Origin of the sequence: Xanthomonas sp. GPE 39 (assembly GCF_000963005.1) — a bacterium.
Taxonomy (GTDB): Bacteria; Pseudomonadota; Gammaproteobacteria; order Xanthomonadales; family Xanthomonadaceae; genus Xanthomonas_A.
Map to the genome: position 1 here is coordinate 2,612,457 of NZ_JZHZ01000007.1, position 20,581 is coordinate 2,633,037.

Sequence of the window (20,581 nt, forward strand, 5' to 3'; positions counted from 1 at the left end):
AGCATTGGCGCGGTTTTCGGCAGATTCACTCGCAGATAGGCCTAGCCTGGTTGACAGGCGCGTAAAGCACATGGTTATCTCGCTAAATGTTGCGATACCACACCAGCCCGAAGCCGCCTCATCAGCCCGCCGCGCCTCGCGCGGACGTTGCGGCCTCGCTCCTTGTACTCGTGCTTATTAGCTCGCCCACATCTGCGGGACGAACTGGCATTTAAGCGATCAAGCAGCCAGGATTCGATCAAACCCCGCACTGGCAACGGCGCGGGGTTTTTCATTTCAGTGACCACAAACGCAAAAATCCTTTCCACTCCACCCCACTTCGAGGATATCCGCATCATGAGCAGTTCCGCCCAGCCCACCACCAAGATCGCCATCGTCGGTTACGGCAGCCAGGGACGCGCGCACGCGCTGAACCTGCGCGAGTCCGGCTTCGACGTCACCATCGGCCTGCGTGCCGGCGGCCCGACCGAAGTCAAGGCACAGGCCGATGGTTTCGTGGTGAAGCGCCCTGACGAAGCGGTCAAGGACGCCGATCTGGTCGCGGTGCTGACCCCGGACATGGTGCAGAAGAAGCTGTACGAAGAAGTGCTGGCACCGAACATGAAGCAGGGCGCCTGCCTGCTGTTCGCGCACGGCCTGAACGTGCATTTCGACATGATCAAGCCGCGCGCGGACCTGGACGTGGTGCTGGTCGCCCCCAAGGGGCCGGGCGCGCTGGTGCGCCGCGAGTACGAAATCGGCCGTGGCGTGCCGTGCATCTGGGCGGTATATCAGGACAAGAGCGGCAAGGCCGAGCAACTCGCGCTGGAGTACGCCGCTGGCCTGGGCGGCGCACGCGCCAACCTGATCAAGACCACCTTCAAGGAAGAGACCGAAACCGACCTGTTCGGCGAGCAGGCAGTGCTGTGCGGCGGCGCATCGGCGCTGGTACAGGCTGGCTTCGAAGTGCTGGTGGAAGCCGGCTATCAGCCGGAAATCGCCTACTACGAAGTGCTGCACGAATTGAAGCTGATCGTCGATCTGTTCTACGAAGGCGGGATCACCCGCATGCTCGAATTCGTCTCCGAGACCGCGCAGTACGGCGACTATGTCAGCGGCCCGCGGGTCATCGACGCGGCAACCAAGGCGCGCATGCGCGACGTGCTGACGGACATCCAGAACGGCACCTTCACCAAGAACTGGGTGGCCGAGTACAACGCGGGCTTGCCGAACTACAACAAGTTCAAGCAAGCCGATCTGAACCACCCCATCGAAGCGGTCGGCAAGCAGTTGCGCGCCAAGATGGTCTGGCTCAACGGCGAGGCCGCAGCTAAACCGGCCGCTGGCAATACCAAGGCCGCATAAACCGCGGCTCCCCCACCCGCTTCCACCGAAAGGTCGCCACGTATGAACTCCTCCGCTAAAGGCACGCCCCCCCGCAACGGCGCGCGCTGGCTGACGCAGGCCCTGGAAGCCGAAGGCGTGGACACGCTGTTCGGCTATCCGGGCGGCACCATCATGCCGTTCTACGACGCATTGGTAGACAGCCAGCTCAAGCACATCCTGGTCCGCCACGAACAAGGCGCCGCGCTCGCCGCCAACGGCTATGCCCGCGCCAGTGGTCGGGTCGGGGTGTGCGTCGCCACCTCTGGTCCAGGCGCATCCAATCTGGTTACCGGCATCGCCGATGCAATGCTCGACTCGGTGCCGATGATTTGCCTGACCGGACAAGTCGCCACGCCACTGCTGGGCACCGACGCGTTCCAGGAACTGGACGTGTTCGGGCTGACCCTGCCGATCGTCAAGCACAGCTTCCTGGTGCGACGCGTGGACGACCTACCGCAGGTGCTGCGCGATGCGTTCCGTATCGCCCGTGAGGGGCGCCCGGGACCGGTGCTGGTCGACCTGCCCAAGGACGTGCAGTTGGCCGACGCATCGCACCTGCCCGACCACGTCCCCGCCGAGGTGCCAACGCTCCCGGCGCCGCGCGACAACGTCCTGGCCGACGCGCTGGCCGCAATCGCCGGCGCCGAAAAGCCAGTGATCTACGGTGGTGGCGGCATTGCCCTGGCCGATGCGGTGGACGCATTCCGCCAGTTCGTGGACGTCACCCGCATTCCCACCGTGTTGACGCTGCGCGGACTGGGGGCGTTGCCGCATGCACATCCGCACTACCTGGGCATGCTCGGCATGCACGGCACCCGCGCCGCCAACATGGCGGTGCAGCAGTCGGATCTGCTGATCGTGGTCGGTGCCCGCTTCGACGACCGCGCCACCGGCAAACTGGCCGAATTTGCGCCATTCGCACGGATCATCCATCTGGATGCCGATGCCTGCGAGATTTCCAAACTGCGTCAGGCCGACATCGCCATCCCCGGCGATGTGGCCCAGGCGCTACGCTCGCTGAGTGCGGCGACCAGCACCTGCGAAGCCTGGCACGCGCGCTGCATCGGCAATCGCGAGAAATTCGGCGTGCGCTACGACGCACCTGGCAATGACATCTACGCGCCAGGCCTGCTGAAACGACTGAGCGAACTCGCCCCGGCCGACACCGTCATCGCCTGCGACGTCGGTCAACACCAGATGTGGGTAGCCCAGCACTGCCGCTTCAATCATCCGCGCAATCACCTGACCAGTGGTGCGTTGGGCACCATGGGCTTCGGCCTGCCGGCGGCGATGGGCGCGCAATTCGCCTGTCCGGACCGGACCGTGGTGCTGGTCAGCGGTGACGGTAGCTTCATGATGAACGTGCAGGAGCTGGTCACCATCGCACGCTGCAAACTGCCGGTGAAGATGGTACTGCTGGACAACAGCTCGCTGGGCATGGTGCGGCAGTGGCAGGAGTTGTTCTTCGCCGAGCGCTACAGCGAGATCGATTTGTCCGATAACCCGGACTTCGCCGCGCTCACGCAGGTCTTCGGCATTCCGGCCAAACGTATCACCGCGCGCAACCAGGTCGAGGACGGACTGGCCGAGCTTCTGGCGCACCCAGGCCCGGCCCTACTGCACGTGGTCATCGACGCACGCGCCAACGTATGGCCACTGGTGCCGCCAAATTCCGCCAACAGCACGATGCTGGACAGCAATCCCGCGAACCAGCGCCAGGAGGCACCGCATGCGATACCGGCTTGACCTGGTGCTCAAGCCCATCGACGGCGCGCTTCTGCGCGCCATCGGCATGGCCGAACGGCGTGGCTTTGCCCCGGTATCGATCAACGGCGCACCCGTGGCAGAGGACGCAGGCCGCTGGCACCTGCAACTGGTGGTGGACGGCAATCGTCCCGGCGAGACGCTGCGGATGCAGATGGAAAAGGTCTACGACTGCGAATCGGTCAGCGTGACCGCGCTGGATGCGGCGACATGAACGTATCGGGATCCACGCACCGGGACGTGGGATTCGGCAACGGCCCTGGCAACGTGCAAGCGGCTGCCTCCATCTCTACGGTACGGCAGCAGCGCGCGGCGGCGCACAAGCGCTTTTCGACATGGAGGTCTCTTCTTCGCGCTTGCCTCTCGTCCATCACATCCTGCGCCCTGCAGCGCACATCCCGCCGCCATGTCTGATACCAGCCGCCCCGCCGCGCAGGAGTCGGACACCGACCATGTCGCGGTCAGCGTGGCGGACGTGCTGGCCGCACAAGCGCGGTTGCGCCGCTACCTGACGCCGACGCCGGTGCATTACGCCGAGCGCTTCGGGGTGTGGTTGAAGCTGGAAAACCTGCAACGCACCGGCTCCTACAAGGTACGCGGCGCGCTCAATGCGCTATTGGCCGGGCTGGAGCGCGGCGACGAGCGCGCGGTGATCTGCGCCTCGGCCGGCAACCATGCGCAGGGCGTGGCCTGGGCCGCGCACCGCCTGGGAGTGCAAGCAATCACCGTGATGCCCCACGGTGCGCCGCAGACCAAAATCGCCGGCGTCGCGCACTGGGGTGCCGCCGTGCGCCAGCACGGCAACAGCTACGACGAGGCTTACGGCTTTGCCCGCGAACTGGCCGAACAAAATGGCTACCGCTTTCTGTCCGCGTTCGACGATCCAGACGTGATCGCCGGCCAGGGGACCGTCGGGATCGAACTGGCCGCACATGCCCCGGACGTGGTGATCGTGCCGATCGGCGGCGGCGGCCTGGCCTCCGGCGTGGCCCTGGCGCTGCGCTCACAAGGCGTGCGCGTGGTCGGCGCCCAGGTCGAAGGCGTGGATGCGATGGCGCGCGCGATCCGTGGCGACATCCGCGCGCTGGAGCCTGTCCCCACCCTGGCCGACGGGGTCAAGGTTAAAATCCCCGGGTTCATCACCCGTCGGCTGTGCGCCAGCCAGCTTGACGACGTGGTGATCGTGCGCGAGGCGGAACTGCGCGAAACACTGGTCCGCCTGGCTCTGGAAGAGCACGTCATCGCCGAGGGTGCTGGCGCGCTGGCACTGGCGGCTGGACGCCGCGTCAGCGGCAAGCGCAAGTGCGCCGTGGTGTCCGGTGGCAACATCGACGCCGGCGTGCTGGCGACACTGCTATCGGAGGTGCGTCCGCGCCCGCCGCGCAAGCCGCGCCTACGCAATATCGAACGACTTCGCAATCAACGTCCGGCCGCCCCACGCGCACCCGCCCAACTCGCCTCGCCACCGCCCCACCATCCGCTAGCCACCGCCTCCGTAGAGGAACCCATCTGGTGAACACTTCAGCCTCTCCTCAGCCCCCCCGCATCCGCATCTTTGACACCACCCTGCGCGACGGCGAGCAATCCCCGGGCTGCAGCATGACCCCGCAACAAAAGGTGGTGATGGCACGCGCCCTGGCCGAATTAGGGGTCGACATCATCGAGACAGGCTTCCCGGCCAGTTCGCAGTCCGACCGCGAAGCGATGGCGCTGATCGGCCGCGAGGTGCGCAGTTCGACACTGGCGGTGCTGTCGCGCTGCCTGACTGCGGACATCGAGACATCCGCACGCTCACTGGAAGCGGCGGCCCATCCCCGCCTGCACGTCTTCCTCTCGACCAGCCCACTGCACCGCGAGCACAAGCTGCGGATGAACCGCGAGCAAGTGCTGGAATCGGTGCGCAAGCACGTGGCGCTGGCGCGCAAATACGTGGACGACGTGGAGTTCTCGGCCGAAGACGCCACCCGCACCGAGGAGGACTTCCTAGCCGAGGTCGCCAGCGTGGCGATCGCCGCCGGCGCCAGCACCATCAATCTGCCGGATACGGTCGGCTTCACCACACCCGAAGAGATCCGCAGAATGTTCGAGCGGATCATCGCCCACGTCCCCGGCGCCGACCGCGTGGTATTCAGCACCCACTGCCATAACGACCTGGGATTGGCCGTGGCCAACTCACTGGCTGCGGTGGAAGGCGGTGCGCGTCAGGTGGAATGCGCCATCAACGGTATCGGCGAGCGTGCCGGCAACTGCGCGCTTGAAGAAATCGCGATGGCACTGAAGGTACGCAACGCGTTCTACGAACTGGACACCGGCATCAACACCCAGCGCATCGTCTCCACCTCGCAATTGCTGCAGCGCCTGGTCGGGATGCCCGTGCAACGCAACAAGGCGATCGTCGGCAGCAATGCCTTCGCGCACGAATCGGGCATCCATCAGCACGGCATGCTGCGCCACCGCGGCACCTACGAAATCATGCGTCCGGAAGACGTGGGTTGGGAATGCTCGCAGATGGTACTGGGGCGTCACAGCGGCCGCGCTGCGGTCGAGCAACGTCTTCGCGCACTGGGCTACGTGCTGGAAGAAGCCGAACTGGGTATCGCCTTCGACGCGTTCAAGACGCTGTGCGAACAGCAGCGTGTGGTCAACGACACCGACCTGCAAGCGATGATGCAGGAAGCGCCAGAGAGCCAAGGCTATCGGCTGTGGTCGATGACCATCAGCGACCGTGGCCAGCGCGCCAGCGCCCAGGTCGAACTATCCGATCCGAACGGCCAACGCGTCAGCGAACAAGCCGAGGGCGATGGCCCGGTCGATGCACTGTTCTCCGCACTGTCTGCCGCCACCGGCGTGCAGTTGACGCTGAACAGTTATCAGGTCCACAGCGTCGGCATCGGTGCCGATGCACGCGGCGAAGCCAACCTGAGCGTGCGTCACGGCAACCTGGAATACGAAGGCACCGGCACCAGCCGCGACATCATCGAAGCCAGCGCCCTGGCTTGGCTGGATGTCGCCAACCGCATCCTGCGTCAGCGCCAGGCTGCGCCGGCAGCGACTGCGGCGGCCTGATTCTGGTGAACCCCACGACCGTCCCCGCCGCTGGTCAACGCTGGAACGCGCAAAGCTATGCCGCTGACGCCGGGTTCGTGCCGGCGCTAGGCACGGTGGTGCTGGAACTGCTGGCGCCGCAGCCGGGCGAACGTATCCTGGACCTAGGCTGCGGCGACGGCGTGCTGACCGCCAAGCTGGCCGCCAGCGGCGCCGACGTGCTCGGCGTGGACGCATCGCCCGAATTGGTCAGCGCCGCACGCACCCGCGGCATCGAAGCACAAGTGCAGGACGGGCATAAGCTACAGTTCGTGCAGCGCTTCGATGCGGTGTTCAGCAACGCTGCGCTGCACTGGATGCGCGAACCGGACCTGGTGCTGGATGGAGTGCGCCGCGCGCTGCGCCCCGGCGGTCGATTCGTGGGCGAATTTGGCGGTCATGGCAACGTTGCAGCGATCGTCACCGCGCTGCACGCGGCGCTGCGTCTACACGACGCGCCAACGCCAACCTTCGCCTGGTTTTTTCCGACTGCCGATGCCTATGCGCAGCGCCTGCAAGCAAACGGCTTCCAGGTGCTGCAAAGCACGCTGCAGCCACGGCCCACGCCACTTCCCACCGGCATGGCCGGCTGGCTGCGCACCTTCGCTGATCCATTCCTGTCCGGCATCGATGCAGGGCTCCACAAGGAAATCCTCACGACCGCCGTCGCATTACTGACGCCGACGCTATGCGACGATCACGGCCGCTGGAGCGCAGACTACGTCCGCCTGCGTTTCCACGCCATTTTGGCGGCCCAGGCCGAGCCAACGCCTGAGTCCGCTCCTTCAAAGACCCCACAAGGTTAATAGGTAATGAACCCAGCCCCCCGCACCCTGTACGACAAACTGTGGGACGCGCACGTCGTCGTCCCGGAAAGCGACACGGCCCCCGCCGTGCTGTACATCGATCTACACCTGATCCACGAAGTGACCTCGCCGCAGGCGTTCACCGAACTCAAGACGCGCGGCCTGCAGCCACGCCGCCCCGAACGCACCAAGGCGACGATGGATCACTCCACGCCCACCCTTCCGCGCGCGGCCGACGGCAGCTTGCCATACGCCAGCAAAGCTTCCGAAGCACAGGTGGACATGCTCGCGCGCAACTGCGCCGACTATGGCATCGAACTGTTCGACATGGGCTCGGCGAACCGCGGCATTGTCCATGTGATCGCGCCGGAACAGGGGTTCACCCAACCCGGCATGACCATCGTCTGCGGCGACAGCCACACCTCCACCCACGGCGCATTCGGTGCGCTGGCGTTCGGCATCGGCACCAGCGAGGTCGGCCACGTCCTGGCGACCCAATGCCTGCTACAGCGCAAGGCCAAAACCATGGCGATCAACGTCGACGGCCCACTCGCGCCGGGCGTTGGCGCCAAGGACGTGATCCTGCACATCATCGGCGTGATTGGGGTCAACGGCGGCACCGGCCACGTGATCGAGTACCGCGGCTCCACCATCGAAGCGATGGATATGGAACAGCGCATGACCCTGTGCAACATGTCGATCGAAGCCGGTGCGCGCGCCGGCATGGTGGCACCGGATCAGACCACCTTCGACTGGGTGGCCAACACGCCGCGCGGCCCCAAAGGCGCCGACTTCGATGCCGCCGTGCAACGTTGGTCGCAACTGCGCAGCGATGCTGGCGCACGCTTTGACGTGGAAGTGCGCATCGACGCACGCGACATCCGCCCAACCCTGACCTGGGGCACCCACCCGGGTACCGCGATCGCGGTGGACGTACCGATCCCGGCTGCACAGGATGCCGCGGCACAGAAGGGCCTGGACTACATGAAGCTGGAAGCAGGACACCCGTTGATCGGCACGCCGGTGGACGTGGTGTTCGTCGGTTCCTGCACCAACGGCCGGCTCAGCGACATGCGTCAGGTGGCGCAGGTACTGCGCGGCCGCAAGGTGGCCCCGCACGTGCGTATGCTGGTGGTGCCGGGTTCGGAAATCGTCAAGCACCAGGCCGAGGCCGAGGGCATCCACGACGTGGTGCGCGCCGCGGGTGCGGAATGGCGCGAATCCGGCTGCTCGATGTGTATCGCGATGAACGGCGATCTGGTCGCGCCAGGACAGTTGGCGGTGAGCACCAGCAACCGCAATTTCGAGGGCCGCCAGGGCCCCGGATCACGCACCCTGCTGGCCTCGCCGCTGACTGCAGCCTGGGCCGCGGTGAACGGCAAGGTCAGCGATCCGCGCACGCTGTTCGCCGATGCGAAGGACGGCGCGCGATGACCCTGCACATCGCAACCTTCGCGGCCACGTTGACCTTCGTGGCGGCAAGCACACGCGCCTTTGCCCATCGCGGCAAGCCGCTGTTACCTCCGCACGTATCCACTCCGGCGCTGATGCCGGCACCGCAAAACATCATGGCGGGAACCATTTCCGCCGTATCCCAGGAGACACCGTGATGGCCGGCTTCGCCACCCTCACCTCGCGCAGCGTGGTACTGCGCCAAACCAACATCGACACCGACCAGATCATTCCGGCGCGCTTCCTGTCCACCACAGAACGCGCCGGTCTTGGCCGCCACGCCTTCAACGATTGGCGCTTACAGGCAGATGGCACGCCGAACCCGGAATTCGCCTTCAACCAGCCGCACAACGCTGGCCGCCAGATCCTGCTGGCGGGGCGCAACTTCGGCTGCGGCTCTTCGCGCGAGCACGCTCCATGGGCGCTCACCGACCTTGGCCTGCGCGCCATCGTCAGCAGCGAAATCGCCGACATCTTCCGCAACAACAGCCTCAAGAACGGCCTGCTGCCGATCGTGCTGGCCGAGGACGACGTACAGACGCTGATGCAGCGTCCGGACGACGAACTGACCGTGGACGTGGCCGCACGCGAGCTACGCACGCCCGACGGGCGCGTCTATGCGTTCCCGCTCGATAACTTCTCGCAGACCTGCCTGCTCGAAGGCGTGGACGAAATGGGCTACCTGCTGTTGCGCCAACCCGATATCGAACGTTACGAGGCTACCCATGCACGCTGACATTGTCGTCCTACCTGGCGACGGCATCGGCCCCGAGGTCACCGCTGCGGCGGTCTCGGTGCTGCACGCCATCGCTCACCGCTACCAGCACACCTTCCAATTCCACGAGCACGATATCGGCGGGATCGCCATCGACCGCCACGGCGAGCCATTGCCGGCGGCAACGTTGCAGGCGTGCAAACAGGCCGACGCCGTGCTGCTGGGTGCAGTCGGTGGGCCAAAATGGTCCGATCCCAACGCCAAGGTGCGCCCCGAACAAGGCTTGCTGGCGATCCGCCGTGGCCTGGGCCTGTTCGCCAACCTGCGTCCGGTCAAGCCGCATCCGGCAGCACTGGACGCCTCCCCGATCAAAGCGCATCTGCTGAACGGCGTGGACATCGTGGTGGTGCGCGAACTGACCGGCGGCATCTACTTCGGCGACAAGACCCGCAACGCGACCGAAGCCAGCGACCTGTGCCGCTACAGCGTCGAAGAAATCGAACGCGTGCTGCGCAGCGCTTTCCGTCTTGCGCAACAACGCCGCAATCACGTCACCTCGGTGGACAAGGCCAATGTGCTGGAAACCTCGCGACTGTGGCGCGACGTGGCCGCGCGTATCGGCCGCGACGAATTCCCCGAGGTGCGCCTGGAACACCAACTGGTCGATTCGATGGCCATGCACCTGCTGGCCAAGCCGCGCGAGTACGACGTGATCGTCACCGAGAACATGTTCGGCGACATCCTCACCGACGAAGCCTCGATGCTGGCCGGTTCGTTGGGCCTACTGCCGTCTGCCTCGCTGGGCGACGGTCGCATCGGCTTGTACGAACCGATCCACGGTTCGGCCCCGGACATCGCCGGCAAGGGCATCGCCAACCCCTACGCGACGATCCTCAGCACGGCGATGCTGTTGCGCCACTCGCTCGGCCTGAATGCCGAGGCGGAAGCCATCGAGCAGGCGGTGGGTGCCGCACTGGACGCAAAGGTGTTCACTGCCGATCTGGCCGCACCCGGCCACGGCATTTCCACCGAAGCCGCAGCACGCGCGGTCCTAGAGCAGCTCGGCGTCGCGAGCGCGACAGTACGCTGAGCGCGCTGGCAACGTGGTGCCCGCACGCGGGCGCCACGATTTTTGCAACCAATCGCGACCCACGGGCACGCGCAGAGTTAAAGCACAGAGTTCTAGCCGACCACCCGATCGCGGCCTTCGTGCTTGGCCTGGTACAGATGCTTGTCGGCCTGTAGCAACAGGTCGCGGCGTGTACACAACGTCGGCGAAAGACAGGCAAAACCGATACTGGCGGTAAACTGCACGACGCACCCATCATCGTCTTGCAAGGTGAGGGTAGCGAAACGAGCGCGCAAGCTATCCAAACACATCAATGCCTGCTCGCGATCCAGACCAGGCAACACCAACAGAAATTCCTCGCCGCCATGACGGGCCGCGAAGGCATTATCGCCCAGGGCAACGCGCAGCAAGTCGCCGACCCGGCGCAGCACTTCGTCGCCGATCTCGTGACCGTAAGCGTCGTTGATCTTCTTGAAGTAATCGATGTCGAGTAACGCCACACACAGTGGCGTAGGCGTGACAATGGCCTGCTCCAACGCGGCGGTAAGGTAGGGTTCGGCGGTATGCCGATTCGGCAAGCCGGTCAACGCATCGTGACCCGCTTGATAGGCAAGCTTGCGCACCAGTTCGTCACGTTCGCGATTGGCCGCCGTCAGCGCCATATTATTCGCCCGCAACTCGTGAGTACGATCAGCAATAATCGCATTGAGGCGACGTTGACGGCGCCGATGACGATAAGTACGGCCGCGATACCACCACAGCAATAAACCGCTGACACTCATTGATGCGAACAATACGAACGGCCAACGCTGCCAGAACGGCGGCACCAGTTGCAGACGGAACGAGACGCTGCCAATCCGCTCGCTGCGCGACCAATCCAATGGGCTGATGATCGCCTGCACCTCCAGGCGATAATCGCCCGGCGGCAGGTTGGTATAAATCGCTTCTTCGCTGCTACCGGCATCGATCCATTGGCGATCGAACCCATACAGGCGATAGCGATAACGGATCTTGTCTGGGGATCGGAAACTCAGCCCAGCGTAGCGAATCGCCAACCGCGCGACACCCCCATGCAAGGTGTAGTCACGATGCAACGCGAGTGGCTTGCCGTTGACCTGCAGGCTCTCGATCACCAACGGTGGCGGGCGCACGCTGCGTAGTCCTGGCAACGTCGGATCGATCAACCCCAGGCCCTCGGAAGTCGGGATCAACAGCGTGCCGTCGTGGCTGCGCCAGCCCGCCGGCGCACTGCTACCGTTGACCTGGCTGCCCGGCATGCCATCGCTGCGGTCGAGTACGTCCACCACTAACTTCGTGCGCTTGCCGGCATCCAATTGCTTCAGATCCGCACGCGGAATACGGAACACACCTAAGTTACTCGTCGCCCATATATTGCCGTGCTTGTCATCGAGAAGCCGGAATAACTTATCGCGCGGCAGACCAATGCGATGATCGTAGAGACGGAACCGCCCGCCGCTTCGTCGCAATAGACCATGATCGGTGGCAATCCAGAGGGTGCCATCTGGATCTTCGAGGAAATCGAATATGTTCTGCGCCTGAAATCCACTCCCGCTCGGGGTGCCCTTCAACGCACCATCGGACGATATTGTCGCAATGCCCTGGTTGGTCCCGATCCACAGGACTCCGGCGCGATCACGGTACAGCGTTTGCACATGCGATCCAGGCAATCCATCAGCGGTACCGTAGGCGCGTTTATAAGCCCCCTTGCGATAAAGCAAGCCATCATTGCTACCGATCCACAGGCCACCATCGGCATCGAGCGACACTGCACGCACCATGGTCTTGGGAACTCCGGCCTCGACACCAAGTCGTTGCCTGATCGCGCCATCGGCCGACAACAACAACACGCCTTGGCTGTCGGTCCCTACCCACATGCCACCATCCTTGGTCGGTTCCAGCGCCAACGCCGCCGGATCCCGACCGGGTTGATTACCAATGCGCAACGCGCGGATGCGGCCGTGCTGCCAAAGATCGAGTCCGGTCGCGTGGCCGATCCAGATGGCGCCATCGGCGCTTTGCCGAACTACGCGCACATAATTGTTTCCCAATCCATCACGCCGGGTAAGACCACCAGCATCGCCCTTGGCAACGCGATATAGACCATCGCTGCTGCCTGCCCAAATCAGGCCTTCGCGATCCTCGATCAAGGTTGTGCTGAACACACCGGAGATCGACAGAATTTGCTCACTCTCCCCTTCAGGCAAACGCCGCAGCAGTTGCCCGTTGGACATGGTCATCCAGAGCTGATTTTCTTGGTCCTGCAACGCGGACACAACACGCTCTCCACGTTGCAGCCATTGCACCTGACCGTCATCGCTGCGCCAGAGCAGGCCGATATCGGTAGCGACCAGCAGCCCCCCCTTGCGATCACGCGCCAAGTTGCGGATCGACGCTGTCTGCATCGCCGTGCTGCCCCAGCGGGATGCCGAGGCAGTCGCCGAGGCCAGTCGGAACAGCCCCTGCGAGGTCCCCACCAGCAACCCATCACCGTCTTGCAACAAACACACAACTTGGGCTTTACGCATGCCAGCGAGCTTGCCGACATCAACCAAACGGCCATCGCGCTCGATCCGGAACAGGCCATCCTCGTTACCGACCCACACTGCGCCGTCGGCATCGCGCAATATGACTTTCGCCCGCAACTGTTGCGCGCGCGTGTCGCCCAGATGTTGCCAGCGCCCCGCGGCATAGCGGAACACGCCGTTATAAGCGGTCCCGACCAGCACGCCACCATCGGGCTCGGCCACGACCGAGAACACGTTGGACAGATCCATGCCTGGCGTATTTTGCCGGTCGAACGAGGTAAAGATGCGGCCATCGAAACGTGCCACGCCTTCCCAGGTCGCAACCCAGATCATGCCATCACGATCCTGCACCAGAGCATGCACCAGGTTGTGCGGCAGCCCTTCCTCCATGGTCCAGCGGGCGATCACCGGACGATTGAGTACCTCGCGCTCGGTCAGCGACGGCACCTGCTGCGCGGTTGCGGTTGCGGTTGCGGTTGCGGTTGCGGTTGCGGTTGCGGTTGCGGTTGCGGTTGCGCATAGGCTGCACAGCAGCAGCAACAAAAGGCGCAAACCCAGTGCCAGACAACGGTGCATCGCGCACGCACGAACGCGCTCGCGATTCTGATGAATCCATTGCCCCTGTTTCATCACATTCCGAATCGCACCGGCAACGGCGCTCGGCATCCCATATTGCAAGCGGATTAATCTATCACCGAGCACTCGAGGTCAATGTCAGGATATTCCCGACCTGCGCAGCAGGCCGTACGACATCTATTCAGCACGGGAATCGGGATGCGCCATAGGCGAGCCATCACTCAGGCATAACAATTTCGACGCATTGAACGGAGCAGATGAACCGCCGCCATCCATGCACCACGATCAAGATAATAAACCCAGCGGTGTAGTATATATATCGAACCGACTGGTATAGTATTTTCACTATGGCCCATCAATCGTCAGCCACCCCATCACCCAAGCCCTCTTCACGTCCTGCCGGACCAGGACGCCCCAAGGACATGGGCAAGCGTGCAGCGATCTTGGAAGCGGCCAAGCACATGTTCACCGAACTGGGTTTCGGCCGGGTCAGCATGGACGGTATCGCCGCCCGTGCCGGCGTCTCCAAGCTCACCGTCTACAGTCACTACGGCGACAAGGAGACCCTGTTCGCCGAGGCGGTGCGCGCGCAATGCCAAGCGCTACTGCCCGACGCCCTGTTTGGTCATCCGCTGAAAGGCCCGCTGCGCGCGCAACTGGTGGAAATCGGCCTAGCCTACTTCGCAATGATCAGCAGCGAAGAGGCGATGGCCACCTATCGCATGATGCTGAGCCCGAACACAGGCGACGAACACGTCCGCGAGATGTTCTGGAATGCCGGCCCAAAGCGCACCCGACAGGATCTAGGACAATTACTCCAGGCCTATGTGGCGACCGGCGAACTCGAGATCGCCGATATGTCGCTGGCCGCCTCGCAGTTCTTCTCTCTGGTCAAGGGCGAACTGCACTCGCTGATGATGTGCGGCCTGTGCCGCAACCCCAGCCAGACGCATATCCGCACACATGTGCATGCCAGTGTCGACTGCTTCCTGCGCGCCTATGCGGCGCGCTGAGTCCACGCGGCGTGCGCGGTCAGGTACCGATGACTTCCGGCACTGCGCCTCACGCTGTCCCAAAGGCGATGCTGCTGCATACGCTCAATCTCTGCGCCAGCTAAAATGCGCGCCCCTCTGCGTTGGATGCCCGAAATGACGATCGACTACTCCCAAGCCCGCGAAAAAATGGTTGAACAGCAGATCCGCCCGTGGGACGTGCTCGACCTCCGCGTGCTCGACGTGCTGTCGCGGCTGCCGCGCGAGACTTTCGTGCCGCAGAGCCACCGGGAGGTCGCTTATGCCGACCTGGAGATTCCGCTGGGCCACGGCCAGTACATGATGAAGCCGGTCATCGAGGGGCGCATGTTGCAGGCACTGGACCTGCAACCTGGCGAGGACGTGCTGGAAATCGGCACGGGCAGCGGGTTCGTCAGCGCCTGCCTGGGCGAGCTGGGCCGCGAGGTGGTGAGCCTGGAGATCGAAGCCGCCCTGGCCACAGCCGCGCGTGCCAACCTCGACGCCGCCGGACTGGGAAGCAATATTCGCATCGAGACCGCCGACGCATTGACCTGGACCCCGGGCGAGCGACGCTTCGATGTGATCTGCGTGACCGCCGCTGTCACCGAGATTCCAGCACAGTTTCTGACTTGGCTGCGTCCAGGCGGCCGCCTGTTCGCCATCCGCGGTCGCGCCCCGGTCATGGAAGCAGTACGGATCCACGCCAACGCCGGCACACCACGCACGGAATCGCTGTTCGAAACCGACCTGGCATATTACCTGCGTGGTACCGCGCCAGTTCCTCAGTTCACATTCTGATCTATCAAGGAAGCCGCAATGATCCGCCGATCTCTCGCCCTGGCTCTGGCAGTCGCACTGTCCCCATTGGCCGCCAACGCCGCGGACCTGCTGCAAGTCTACGAAATGGCTCGCAACAGCGACCCGCAGCTGGCCTCGGCAGAATCGACCCGGCTGTACGACAAGGAAGGCGCCGTGCAGGCGCGTGCGGCACTGCTGCCGCAGATCAACGGCGCCGCCTCGCTGCAGCGCAGCCATAGCAATGCCGAGCGCGACTCCAGCGCCAACAATCAGCTCATCGACCTGATCCACCGCATCAATCCGTCCTTCCCCACCGACACGCTCGAAACCGCGCAGGGCCCAACATCCAGCACCAGCAAGAGCCGCAGTTACACACTCCAAGGTCAACAAACCCTGGTCAATTTCGCGCAGTTCTCCAATCTGCGTGCACAAAAGGCGCGCAGCCTGGCAGCGGACTACACGCTGGAATCGGCCAAGGACGAGCTGATCGTGCGTACCTCGGCGGCCTACTTCAACGTGCTGGTCGCGATCGAGTCGCTGGCCGCGGCGCAGACCAACGAAGCCGCCGCGAAAAAACAATTCGACTACGCCCAAAAGCGCCTGGAAGTGGGTCTGGCACCGATCACCGACGTGCACGAAGCCCGTGCCCAGTACGACCAGGCCCGCGCCGACACGATCAGCTCGCGCAACGCGCTACAGGACTTGTACCAGGCGCTGACCCAGATCACCGGAAAGCCGGTGCATGACCTGCGCGGGCTGCCGGAGGACTTTCGTCCGCAATTGCCGCCGAGCAACGGCGATATCGACAGCATGATCGCCTCGGCGCTGGACAAGAATCCATCGCTACGCGCCTACAAGTACCAGGTGGAGGCGGCCGAGGACAGCGTCTCGACCGCACGCGCTGGGCACCTGCCGACGCTCAACCTATCGGCCAGCGCCGGCCACAGCGCAATCTGGGGAAATCCCGGCAACAACACGCCGCGCAATGACAGCAACGTCATCGGCCTCACCCTGAACATCCCGATCTTCTCCGGTGGCGCCACTCAATCGTTGGTGCGCCAGGCCCTGGCGCAGCGCGATATCGCGCAAGACGACTACGAGCTGCAGAAGCGTCAGCTCGACCGCAACATCCGCAAGGCTTATCAGACCGTCGTCGCCGGAATCAGCGAAATCGAGGCACGGCGTCTGGCGGTTGTCTCGGCGCAGGCCGCCTTCGACGCATCGCAAGTCGGCCTGGAAGTGGGCACCTGCACTGTGCTGAACGTAGTGCAGAACCAGGGCACCCTGTATCAGGCAAAACTGAACTATGCGCAGGCGCGCTACAACTTCCTGCAAAACCGGCTCCTGCTGAACCAAGCGCTGGGAACGCTGAACGTGGCCGACGTGCAATCGATCAACGCATTGCTGACGCAACAAGCCGAATCCAAACTCGACTCCAGCAACAGCCTCCAGTAAGCGCGGCTGGCCGCAGACACCGCAGCAGCAACAGCCCTACGAGGACCATTGGTTTGGGCGAACACGCCCTGCCATTGGCTACAGGGCGGCTGAGCTCAGCCGCCTGCCGCAGACGGGTCTGCTTCCGGCTCCACTGTGGCCACTGGCGGCAGATGCGGTGCAATCAACTGCAAGGTCCGCTGCAGCGCGCCACGACCATTGGCGACCAGCGCGTACCCGGCATCGGCCATGCGCGCGCGTGCACCGGCATCGGCCAGTAACCGCTGCAACGCAGCGCACACCGCCGCCGCATCCTCGCAAATGGCCAGCGCCCCAGCTTCACGCATACGCCGCGAAATCTCGGCGAAATTGTGCAGGTGCGGGCCGCTCACCGACGGCGTACCGACCGCTGCCGGTTCCAGCAGGTTGTGCCCGCCAACCGGCTGCAAGCTGCCACCGACGAAGGCGACCTGCGCGCAGGCATAGAACGCCATCAACTCGCCCAGCGTATCGATCACGAACACATCGTCATCGGCACCCGGCCAGTGCTGCTGACGGCGCGTGGACACGCGCCAACCCTGATCGCGCGCCAGCGCCTCGACCTTGGCGAAGCGCTCAGGATGACGAGGGGCCCACAGCAACAGCAACGCCGGCCACTGCCTGCGCAACTGCCGGTGCATTTCGATCACTGCAGCCTCTTCGCCATCATGGGTGCTGGCGGCGATCCACAATGGACGTCCCGCCGGCACCCGTTCGCGAAACGCCGCGACAAACGCCGGCAGGTGCGCCGGAGCGGCAATATCGAACTTCAGGTTCCCCAACGCTTGGACCTGCTCGGCAACCGCACCCAGTTCGACGAAGCGCCCGGCATCTTCCTGCGACTGCGCCGCCACGCAGGTCACGGTGCGCAGCGCGCGCCCGATCAGCGGCCGCAGCGTCCGGTAGCCGCGCAAGGAACGCGCCGATAACCGCGCGTTGAGCACGTACACCGGAATCCCGCGATCGCGGCAGCCGAACAGCATGTTCGGCCACAACTCGGTCTCCAGGATCAGCGCCAGACTCGGGCGGAAGTGACGCAGGAATCGACCGACACTGCCCGGCACGTCATACGGCAGATAGACATGCTCCAATGCGTCGCCCCATAGCGCGCGCACCCGCTCGGACCCGGTCGGGGTGATGGTGGTGATGACCCAGCGGATATCCGGACGCTGCGCCCGCAACGCATTGACCACCGGCGCAGCGACGTTGACCTCGCCCACCGACACCGCGTGCAACCACACCCGCGGACGACCACGGCTATGCGAATACGCGGCATAACGCTCGTCCCAACGCTGGAAATACTCACGGACACGAAAGCCGCGCCAGATCAAGTGATAGACCGTGACTGGCAGCAGCAGATAGAGCACGGCCGAATACAGACCACGCAGCAGCCACTCGATGAAATTGTTACGCATCTAAACAGCATAGCCGGTTATGCGCGGCTGGCGGCAGACGTCCCCGGCACCGGCGTGCAGGCCCGGCTACACTGATGCCATGTCCGATGTCGCCTCTGCTCCGCCTTCTTCCGCCACCCATCTCACGCCGCCGCCACGCACGCCGCGCCACTGGTCGACCTGGTTGCTACTGGGCATGGCGCTGCTCGCCGCGCGTCTGCCCTGGTGCTTGCAGCGCGTGTTGGGGCGCGGCATCGGCTGGCTGGCGCTGCGCCTGGCTGGCACCCGCCGCCACGCCGCCGCCACGAATCTTGCACTGTGCTATCCGGAACAGAGCCAGGCCTGGCGCGATAGCCTGCTGCGCGAGAGCTTCCACGCCTTGGGCGTGGGGGTATTCGAGTTCGCCCGCGCCTGGTGGGGCAGCATCGCACCGATGCGCTCCAACGCGCGCATCGAGGGCCTGGAACACCTGCAACAGTTGCAAGCGCAGGGCCGTGGTGTCCTGCTGGTTTCCGGCCACTTCATGACCCTGGAGATCTGTGGCCGCCTGCTGTGCCAGCACGTACCGCTGGCCGGCATGTACCGGCGCCACCGCAATCCGGTATTCGAGTGGGCGGTCAAGCGCGGCCGGCTGCGCTACGCCAGCGCGATGTTCGCCAACGAAGACCTGCGCGGCAGCATGCGCCACCTCAAGCGCGGCGGCATCCTGTGGTATGCGCCGGACCAGGACATGCGCGGCAAGGACACCGTCTTCGTCCCGTTCTTCGGCATGCCTGCGGCCACCATCACCGCGACCCATCAACTGGCGCGGCTCACCGGCTGCGCAGTCGTGCCGTTTTTCCACCACCGCGAGGGCGCCGATTACGTGCTACGCATCGCGCCGCCACTGGACAACTTCCCGTCCACCGACATCGTCGCCGACACCGCGCGGGTCAGTGCCGCGATCGAAGCGATGGTGCGCGCGGCGCCGGCACAGTATCTGTGGATCCATCGCCGTTTCAAACGCCAGCCCGAAGGCCGCAGCAACGTCTACGCACGCGATTGAGCGCCGCCTAGGTGTTAGCGGCTCGCGTTTGAAAGCGGCCGGGCTCGCAATCAGCGCACCGGCCAGCTCAAATTAACTGCAACCAGCCAAGGCCATCGGCTCACATTAGTTGCCACTAAGCTTGCAATTAGCTCGGCCGGCTTGCGTTCCATCGTCGTCGGCTCACGCTTTCTGCAAATTGAAGAGCGCATCAGATAGGCAGGCCAACGCGCAGCATTTTTTCACGCAGTTCGGTCGCTCTGGCCGGAGCCAGCGTGTTGTTGAACAGCGCCTTGATCTCGACCGGTTTGGCATCGAACTGCTCAACCAACTCTTTGAGGCGGTAGCCATGACGTGTCAGGGTCGGCTCCAGATCATCGATCTGACGCGAAAGCACCGACTCCACCACCTCGGCGGATACGGGCCGTTCGCCGGACTGATAAGCAGCGTCCAATGCCAAGGTAATGTGCAACTGGATTTGGAGCGGCGTGCGCAGTTTGCTGGCCAGCAGATCAATCGCGTCATCGGTAAGGATGGCGTCGGCCTTGGCCTTCTTGCCTCCTGCGCAAGCACTCAGTAACCAACGGATATATTCCCGCTGGCTGCCGGCGATGCCATCCAACGAAAACACGTCTGCTCGGTATCCGATCTCTTCCATGGTCGGCCGACGCAGATCGTTACGTAACTTGGGGTGGCCGGCGAGCACCACCGACGCCGACCACCGCCATCTTCCACCAGTTCCATCAATCGCTTCAGTCCGGTCAGCGTATGACCGTTGAGGTCATGAGCCTCATCGACGAACAAGGCTACTGTCCGCTTGTTCTTGCGCACCAGTTCGCGCAAGTCGCGTTCGCGTTTCTCGCCTTGGGTGGGAATCTTTACCTGTTTCTCGGTGGACAGATCGTAAAACAAGGCCGCGATGAAAGTGGCCAGCTTGATGCTATGTTTCTCGATGGCTACGGACTTGGAGACGGTGACTTTCTTCTCGTTCTCCAATGCCTCCTGCAACCGGCGCAACATCACGGTCTTGCCGCTGCCGATTACGCCGCAAATGGCGATCAATCACCCCTCGTCGATCGCGCCGCGAACGTCCTTCATCAGCTTTTTATGATGGGTGGTTTCGTAGTACCCGGCATGACTGAACGGCACGGCCAGCCCGAAATGCTGCATGACTTCAAATTGGGGATTGGCCCATTGGTATCTGAATTTTTCCGGATTAGCATAGCGGCACCGGTTAAATCACGTATTTATGACATGGCTCGAGGTAAAAATTGAAAATAGCTATTGGCATTAGCCTTGGAATTGCATTCATAATTAATTTTCTTCCCGCACAAGCTGCGGTTATTGACGAAGCAACATTTAAATACTACGGAGGTAACCTGGAAAATGTTAGAGAAAGCTTAAAAACTAGCAACGATGAGTTGCGCTCTTTTAGAGCGTGTTATGAACTTTGAAGTAGAGACGTTGCATTTCCAAGCATGAGCATTGAGAAGACGACGAAG

General features: G+C 63.7%; 18 protein-coding genes and 1 pseudogene. 15 read left to right on the top strand and 4 right to left on the bottom strand.

The window, feature by feature from the left end; genetic code table 11:
- Nucleotides 1–336: 336 nt before the first annotated feature.
- From ilvC to leuB, 10 genes are all read left to right on the top strand, one after another.
- A complete protein-coding gene (gene ilvC, locus XALGPE39_RS10890) occupies nucleotides 337–1,344 on the top strand; it encodes a ketol-acid reductoisomerase (RefSeq protein ID WP_045728200.1) in 1,008 nt (335 codons plus the stop codon).
- A gap of 42 nt (nucleotides 1,345–1,386) precedes the next feature.
- Nucleotides 1,387–3,111, top strand: a complete 1,725-nt coding sequence (ilvG, locus tag XALGPE39_RS10895) for an acetolactate synthase 2 catalytic subunit (RefSeq protein ID WP_045728201.1) — start codon at nucleotides 1,387–1,389, stop codon at nucleotides 3,109–3,111.
- Nucleotides 3,095–3,343 (top strand): ACT domain-containing protein, encoded by a 249-nt coding sequence (locus XALGPE39_RS10900; RefSeq protein WP_045728202.1) that lies wholly within the window; start codon nucleotides 3,095–3,097, stop codon nucleotides 3,341–3,343. The genes ilvG and XALGPE39_RS10900 overlap by 17 nt, the downstream gene beginning before the upstream one ends.
- Before the next feature lie 192 nt (nucleotides 3,344–3,535).
- Nucleotides 3,536–4,645 (top strand): threonine dehydratase, encoded by a 1,110-nt coding sequence (locus tag XALGPE39_RS10905; protein ID WP_045728203.1) that lies wholly within the window; start codon nucleotides 3,536–3,538, stop codon nucleotides 4,643–4,645.
- Entirely contained in the window at nucleotides 4,642–6,195 is a 1,554-nt protein-coding gene (locus XALGPE39_RS10910; RefSeq protein ID WP_045728204.1) for a 2-isopropylmalate synthase, read from the top strand. The genes XALGPE39_RS10905 and XALGPE39_RS10910 overlap by 4 nt, the downstream gene beginning before the upstream one ends.
- Nucleotides 6,196–6,200: 5 nt before the next feature.
- Nucleotides 6,201–7,019, top strand: coding sequence for a class I SAM-dependent methyltransferase (locus tag XALGPE39_RS10915; RefSeq protein WP_152624888.1), 819 nt, complete (start codon nucleotides 6,201–6,203; stop codon nucleotides 7,017–7,019).
- Nucleotides 7,020–7,025: 6 nt separating this feature from the next.
- A complete protein-coding gene (leuC, locus tag XALGPE39_RS10920; protein WP_045728205.1) occupies nucleotides 7,026–8,453 on the top strand; it encodes a 3-isopropylmalate dehydratase large subunit in 1,428 nt (475 codons plus the stop codon).
- Nucleotides 8,450–8,629: a hypothetical protein gene (locus tag XALGPE39_RS10925; protein ID WP_045728206.1), complete on the top strand. Its 180-nt coding sequence runs from the start codon at nucleotides 8,450–8,452 to the stop codon at nucleotides 8,627–8,629. Before leuC ends, XALGPE39_RS10925 begins: the two co-directional genes overlap by 4 nt.
- Nucleotides 8,629–9,207, top strand: a complete 579-nt coding sequence (leuD, locus tag XALGPE39_RS10930) for a 3-isopropylmalate dehydratase small subunit (protein WP_045728207.1) — start codon at nucleotides 8,629–8,631, stop codon at nucleotides 9,205–9,207. Before XALGPE39_RS10925 ends, leuD begins: the two co-directional genes overlap by 1 nt.
- Nucleotides 9,197–10,276 (top strand): 3-isopropylmalate dehydrogenase, encoded by a 1,080-nt coding sequence (gene leuB, locus XALGPE39_RS10935; protein ID WP_045728208.1) that lies wholly within the window; start codon nucleotides 9,197–9,199, stop codon nucleotides 10,274–10,276. The genes leuD and leuB overlap by 11 nt, the downstream gene beginning before the upstream one ends.
- A gap of 92 nt (nucleotides 10,277–10,368) precedes the next feature.
- Here leuB and XALGPE39_RS10940 read toward each other — a convergent pair whose 3' ends face one another.
- Nucleotides 10,369–13,248, bottom strand: coding sequence for a ligand-binding sensor domain-containing diguanylate cyclase (locus XALGPE39_RS10940; RefSeq protein WP_235429794.1), 2,880 nt, complete (start codon nucleotides 13,246–13,248; stop codon nucleotides 10,369–10,371).
- Between the two features lie 551 nt (nucleotides 13,249–13,799).
- Here XALGPE39_RS10940 and XALGPE39_RS10945 point away from each other — a divergent pair.
- From XALGPE39_RS10945 to XALGPE39_RS10955, 3 genes are all read left to right on the top strand, one after another.
- Nucleotides 13,800–14,390: a TetR/AcrR family transcriptional regulator gene (locus tag XALGPE39_RS10945; RefSeq protein ID WP_052690073.1), complete on the top strand. Its 591-nt coding sequence runs from the start codon at nucleotides 13,800–13,802 to the stop codon at nucleotides 14,388–14,390.
- Nucleotides 14,391–14,525: 135 nt separating this feature from the next.
- Complete coding sequence (locus XALGPE39_RS10950) at nucleotides 14,526–15,188, top strand: protein-L-isoaspartate O-methyltransferase (RefSeq protein WP_045728210.1); 663 nt, start codon at nucleotides 14,526–14,528, stop codon at nucleotides 15,186–15,188.
- Nucleotides 15,189–15,206: 18 nt separating this feature from the next.
- Nucleotides 15,207–16,643 carry a TolC family outer membrane protein gene (locus XALGPE39_RS10955; RefSeq protein ID WP_045728211.1) on the top strand — a complete coding sequence of 479 codons (1,437 nt, stop codon included), beginning with the start codon at nucleotides 15,207–15,209 and terminating at the stop codon, nucleotides 16,641–16,643.
- A 95-nt stretch (nucleotides 16,644–16,738) separates the two neighbouring features.
- Here XALGPE39_RS10955 and waaA read toward each other — a convergent pair whose 3' ends face one another.
- Nucleotides 16,739–18,076 (bottom strand): lipid IV(A) 3-deoxy-D-manno-octulosonic acid transferase, encoded by a 1,338-nt coding sequence (gene waaA / locus XALGPE39_RS10960; protein WP_045728212.1) that lies wholly within the window; start codon nucleotides 18,074–18,076, stop codon nucleotides 16,739–16,741.
- A 79-nt stretch (nucleotides 18,077–18,155) separates the two neighbouring features.
- On the opposite strand from waaA, the gene XALGPE39_RS10965 reads away from it, so the two are divergent.
- Nucleotides 18,156–19,100, top strand: coding sequence for an LpxL/LpxP family Kdo(2)-lipid IV(A) lauroyl/palmitoleoyl acyltransferase (locus XALGPE39_RS10965; protein ID WP_045728213.1), 945 nt, complete (start codon nucleotides 18,156–18,158; stop codon nucleotides 19,098–19,100).
- 190 nt (nucleotides 19,101–19,290) lie between these two features.
- Here the strand turns inward: XALGPE39_RS10965 and XALGPE39_RS16470 are convergent, their stop codons facing one another.
- Together XALGPE39_RS16470 and XALGPE39_RS16475 are read right to left on the bottom strand one after the other, a co-directional pair.
- Nucleotides 19,291–19,788: a hypothetical protein gene (locus tag XALGPE39_RS16470; RefSeq protein ID WP_235429924.1), complete on the bottom strand. Its 498-nt coding sequence runs from the start codon at nucleotides 19,786–19,788 to the stop codon at nucleotides 19,291–19,293.
- Nucleotides 19,789–19,874: 86 nt separating this feature from the next.
- A pseudogene (locus XALGPE39_RS16475) lies at nucleotides 19,875–20,099 on the bottom strand (AAA family ATPase); the annotation flags it as partial.
- A 251-nt stretch (nucleotides 20,100–20,350) separates the two neighbouring features.
- Between XALGPE39_RS16475 and XALGPE39_RS15985 the strand changes: the two are divergent.
- Nucleotides 20,351–20,533, top strand: coding sequence for a hypothetical protein (locus XALGPE39_RS15985; protein WP_161795341.1), 183 nt, complete (start codon nucleotides 20,351–20,353; stop codon nucleotides 20,531–20,533).
- Nucleotides 20,534–20,581: the final 48 nt, after the last annotated feature.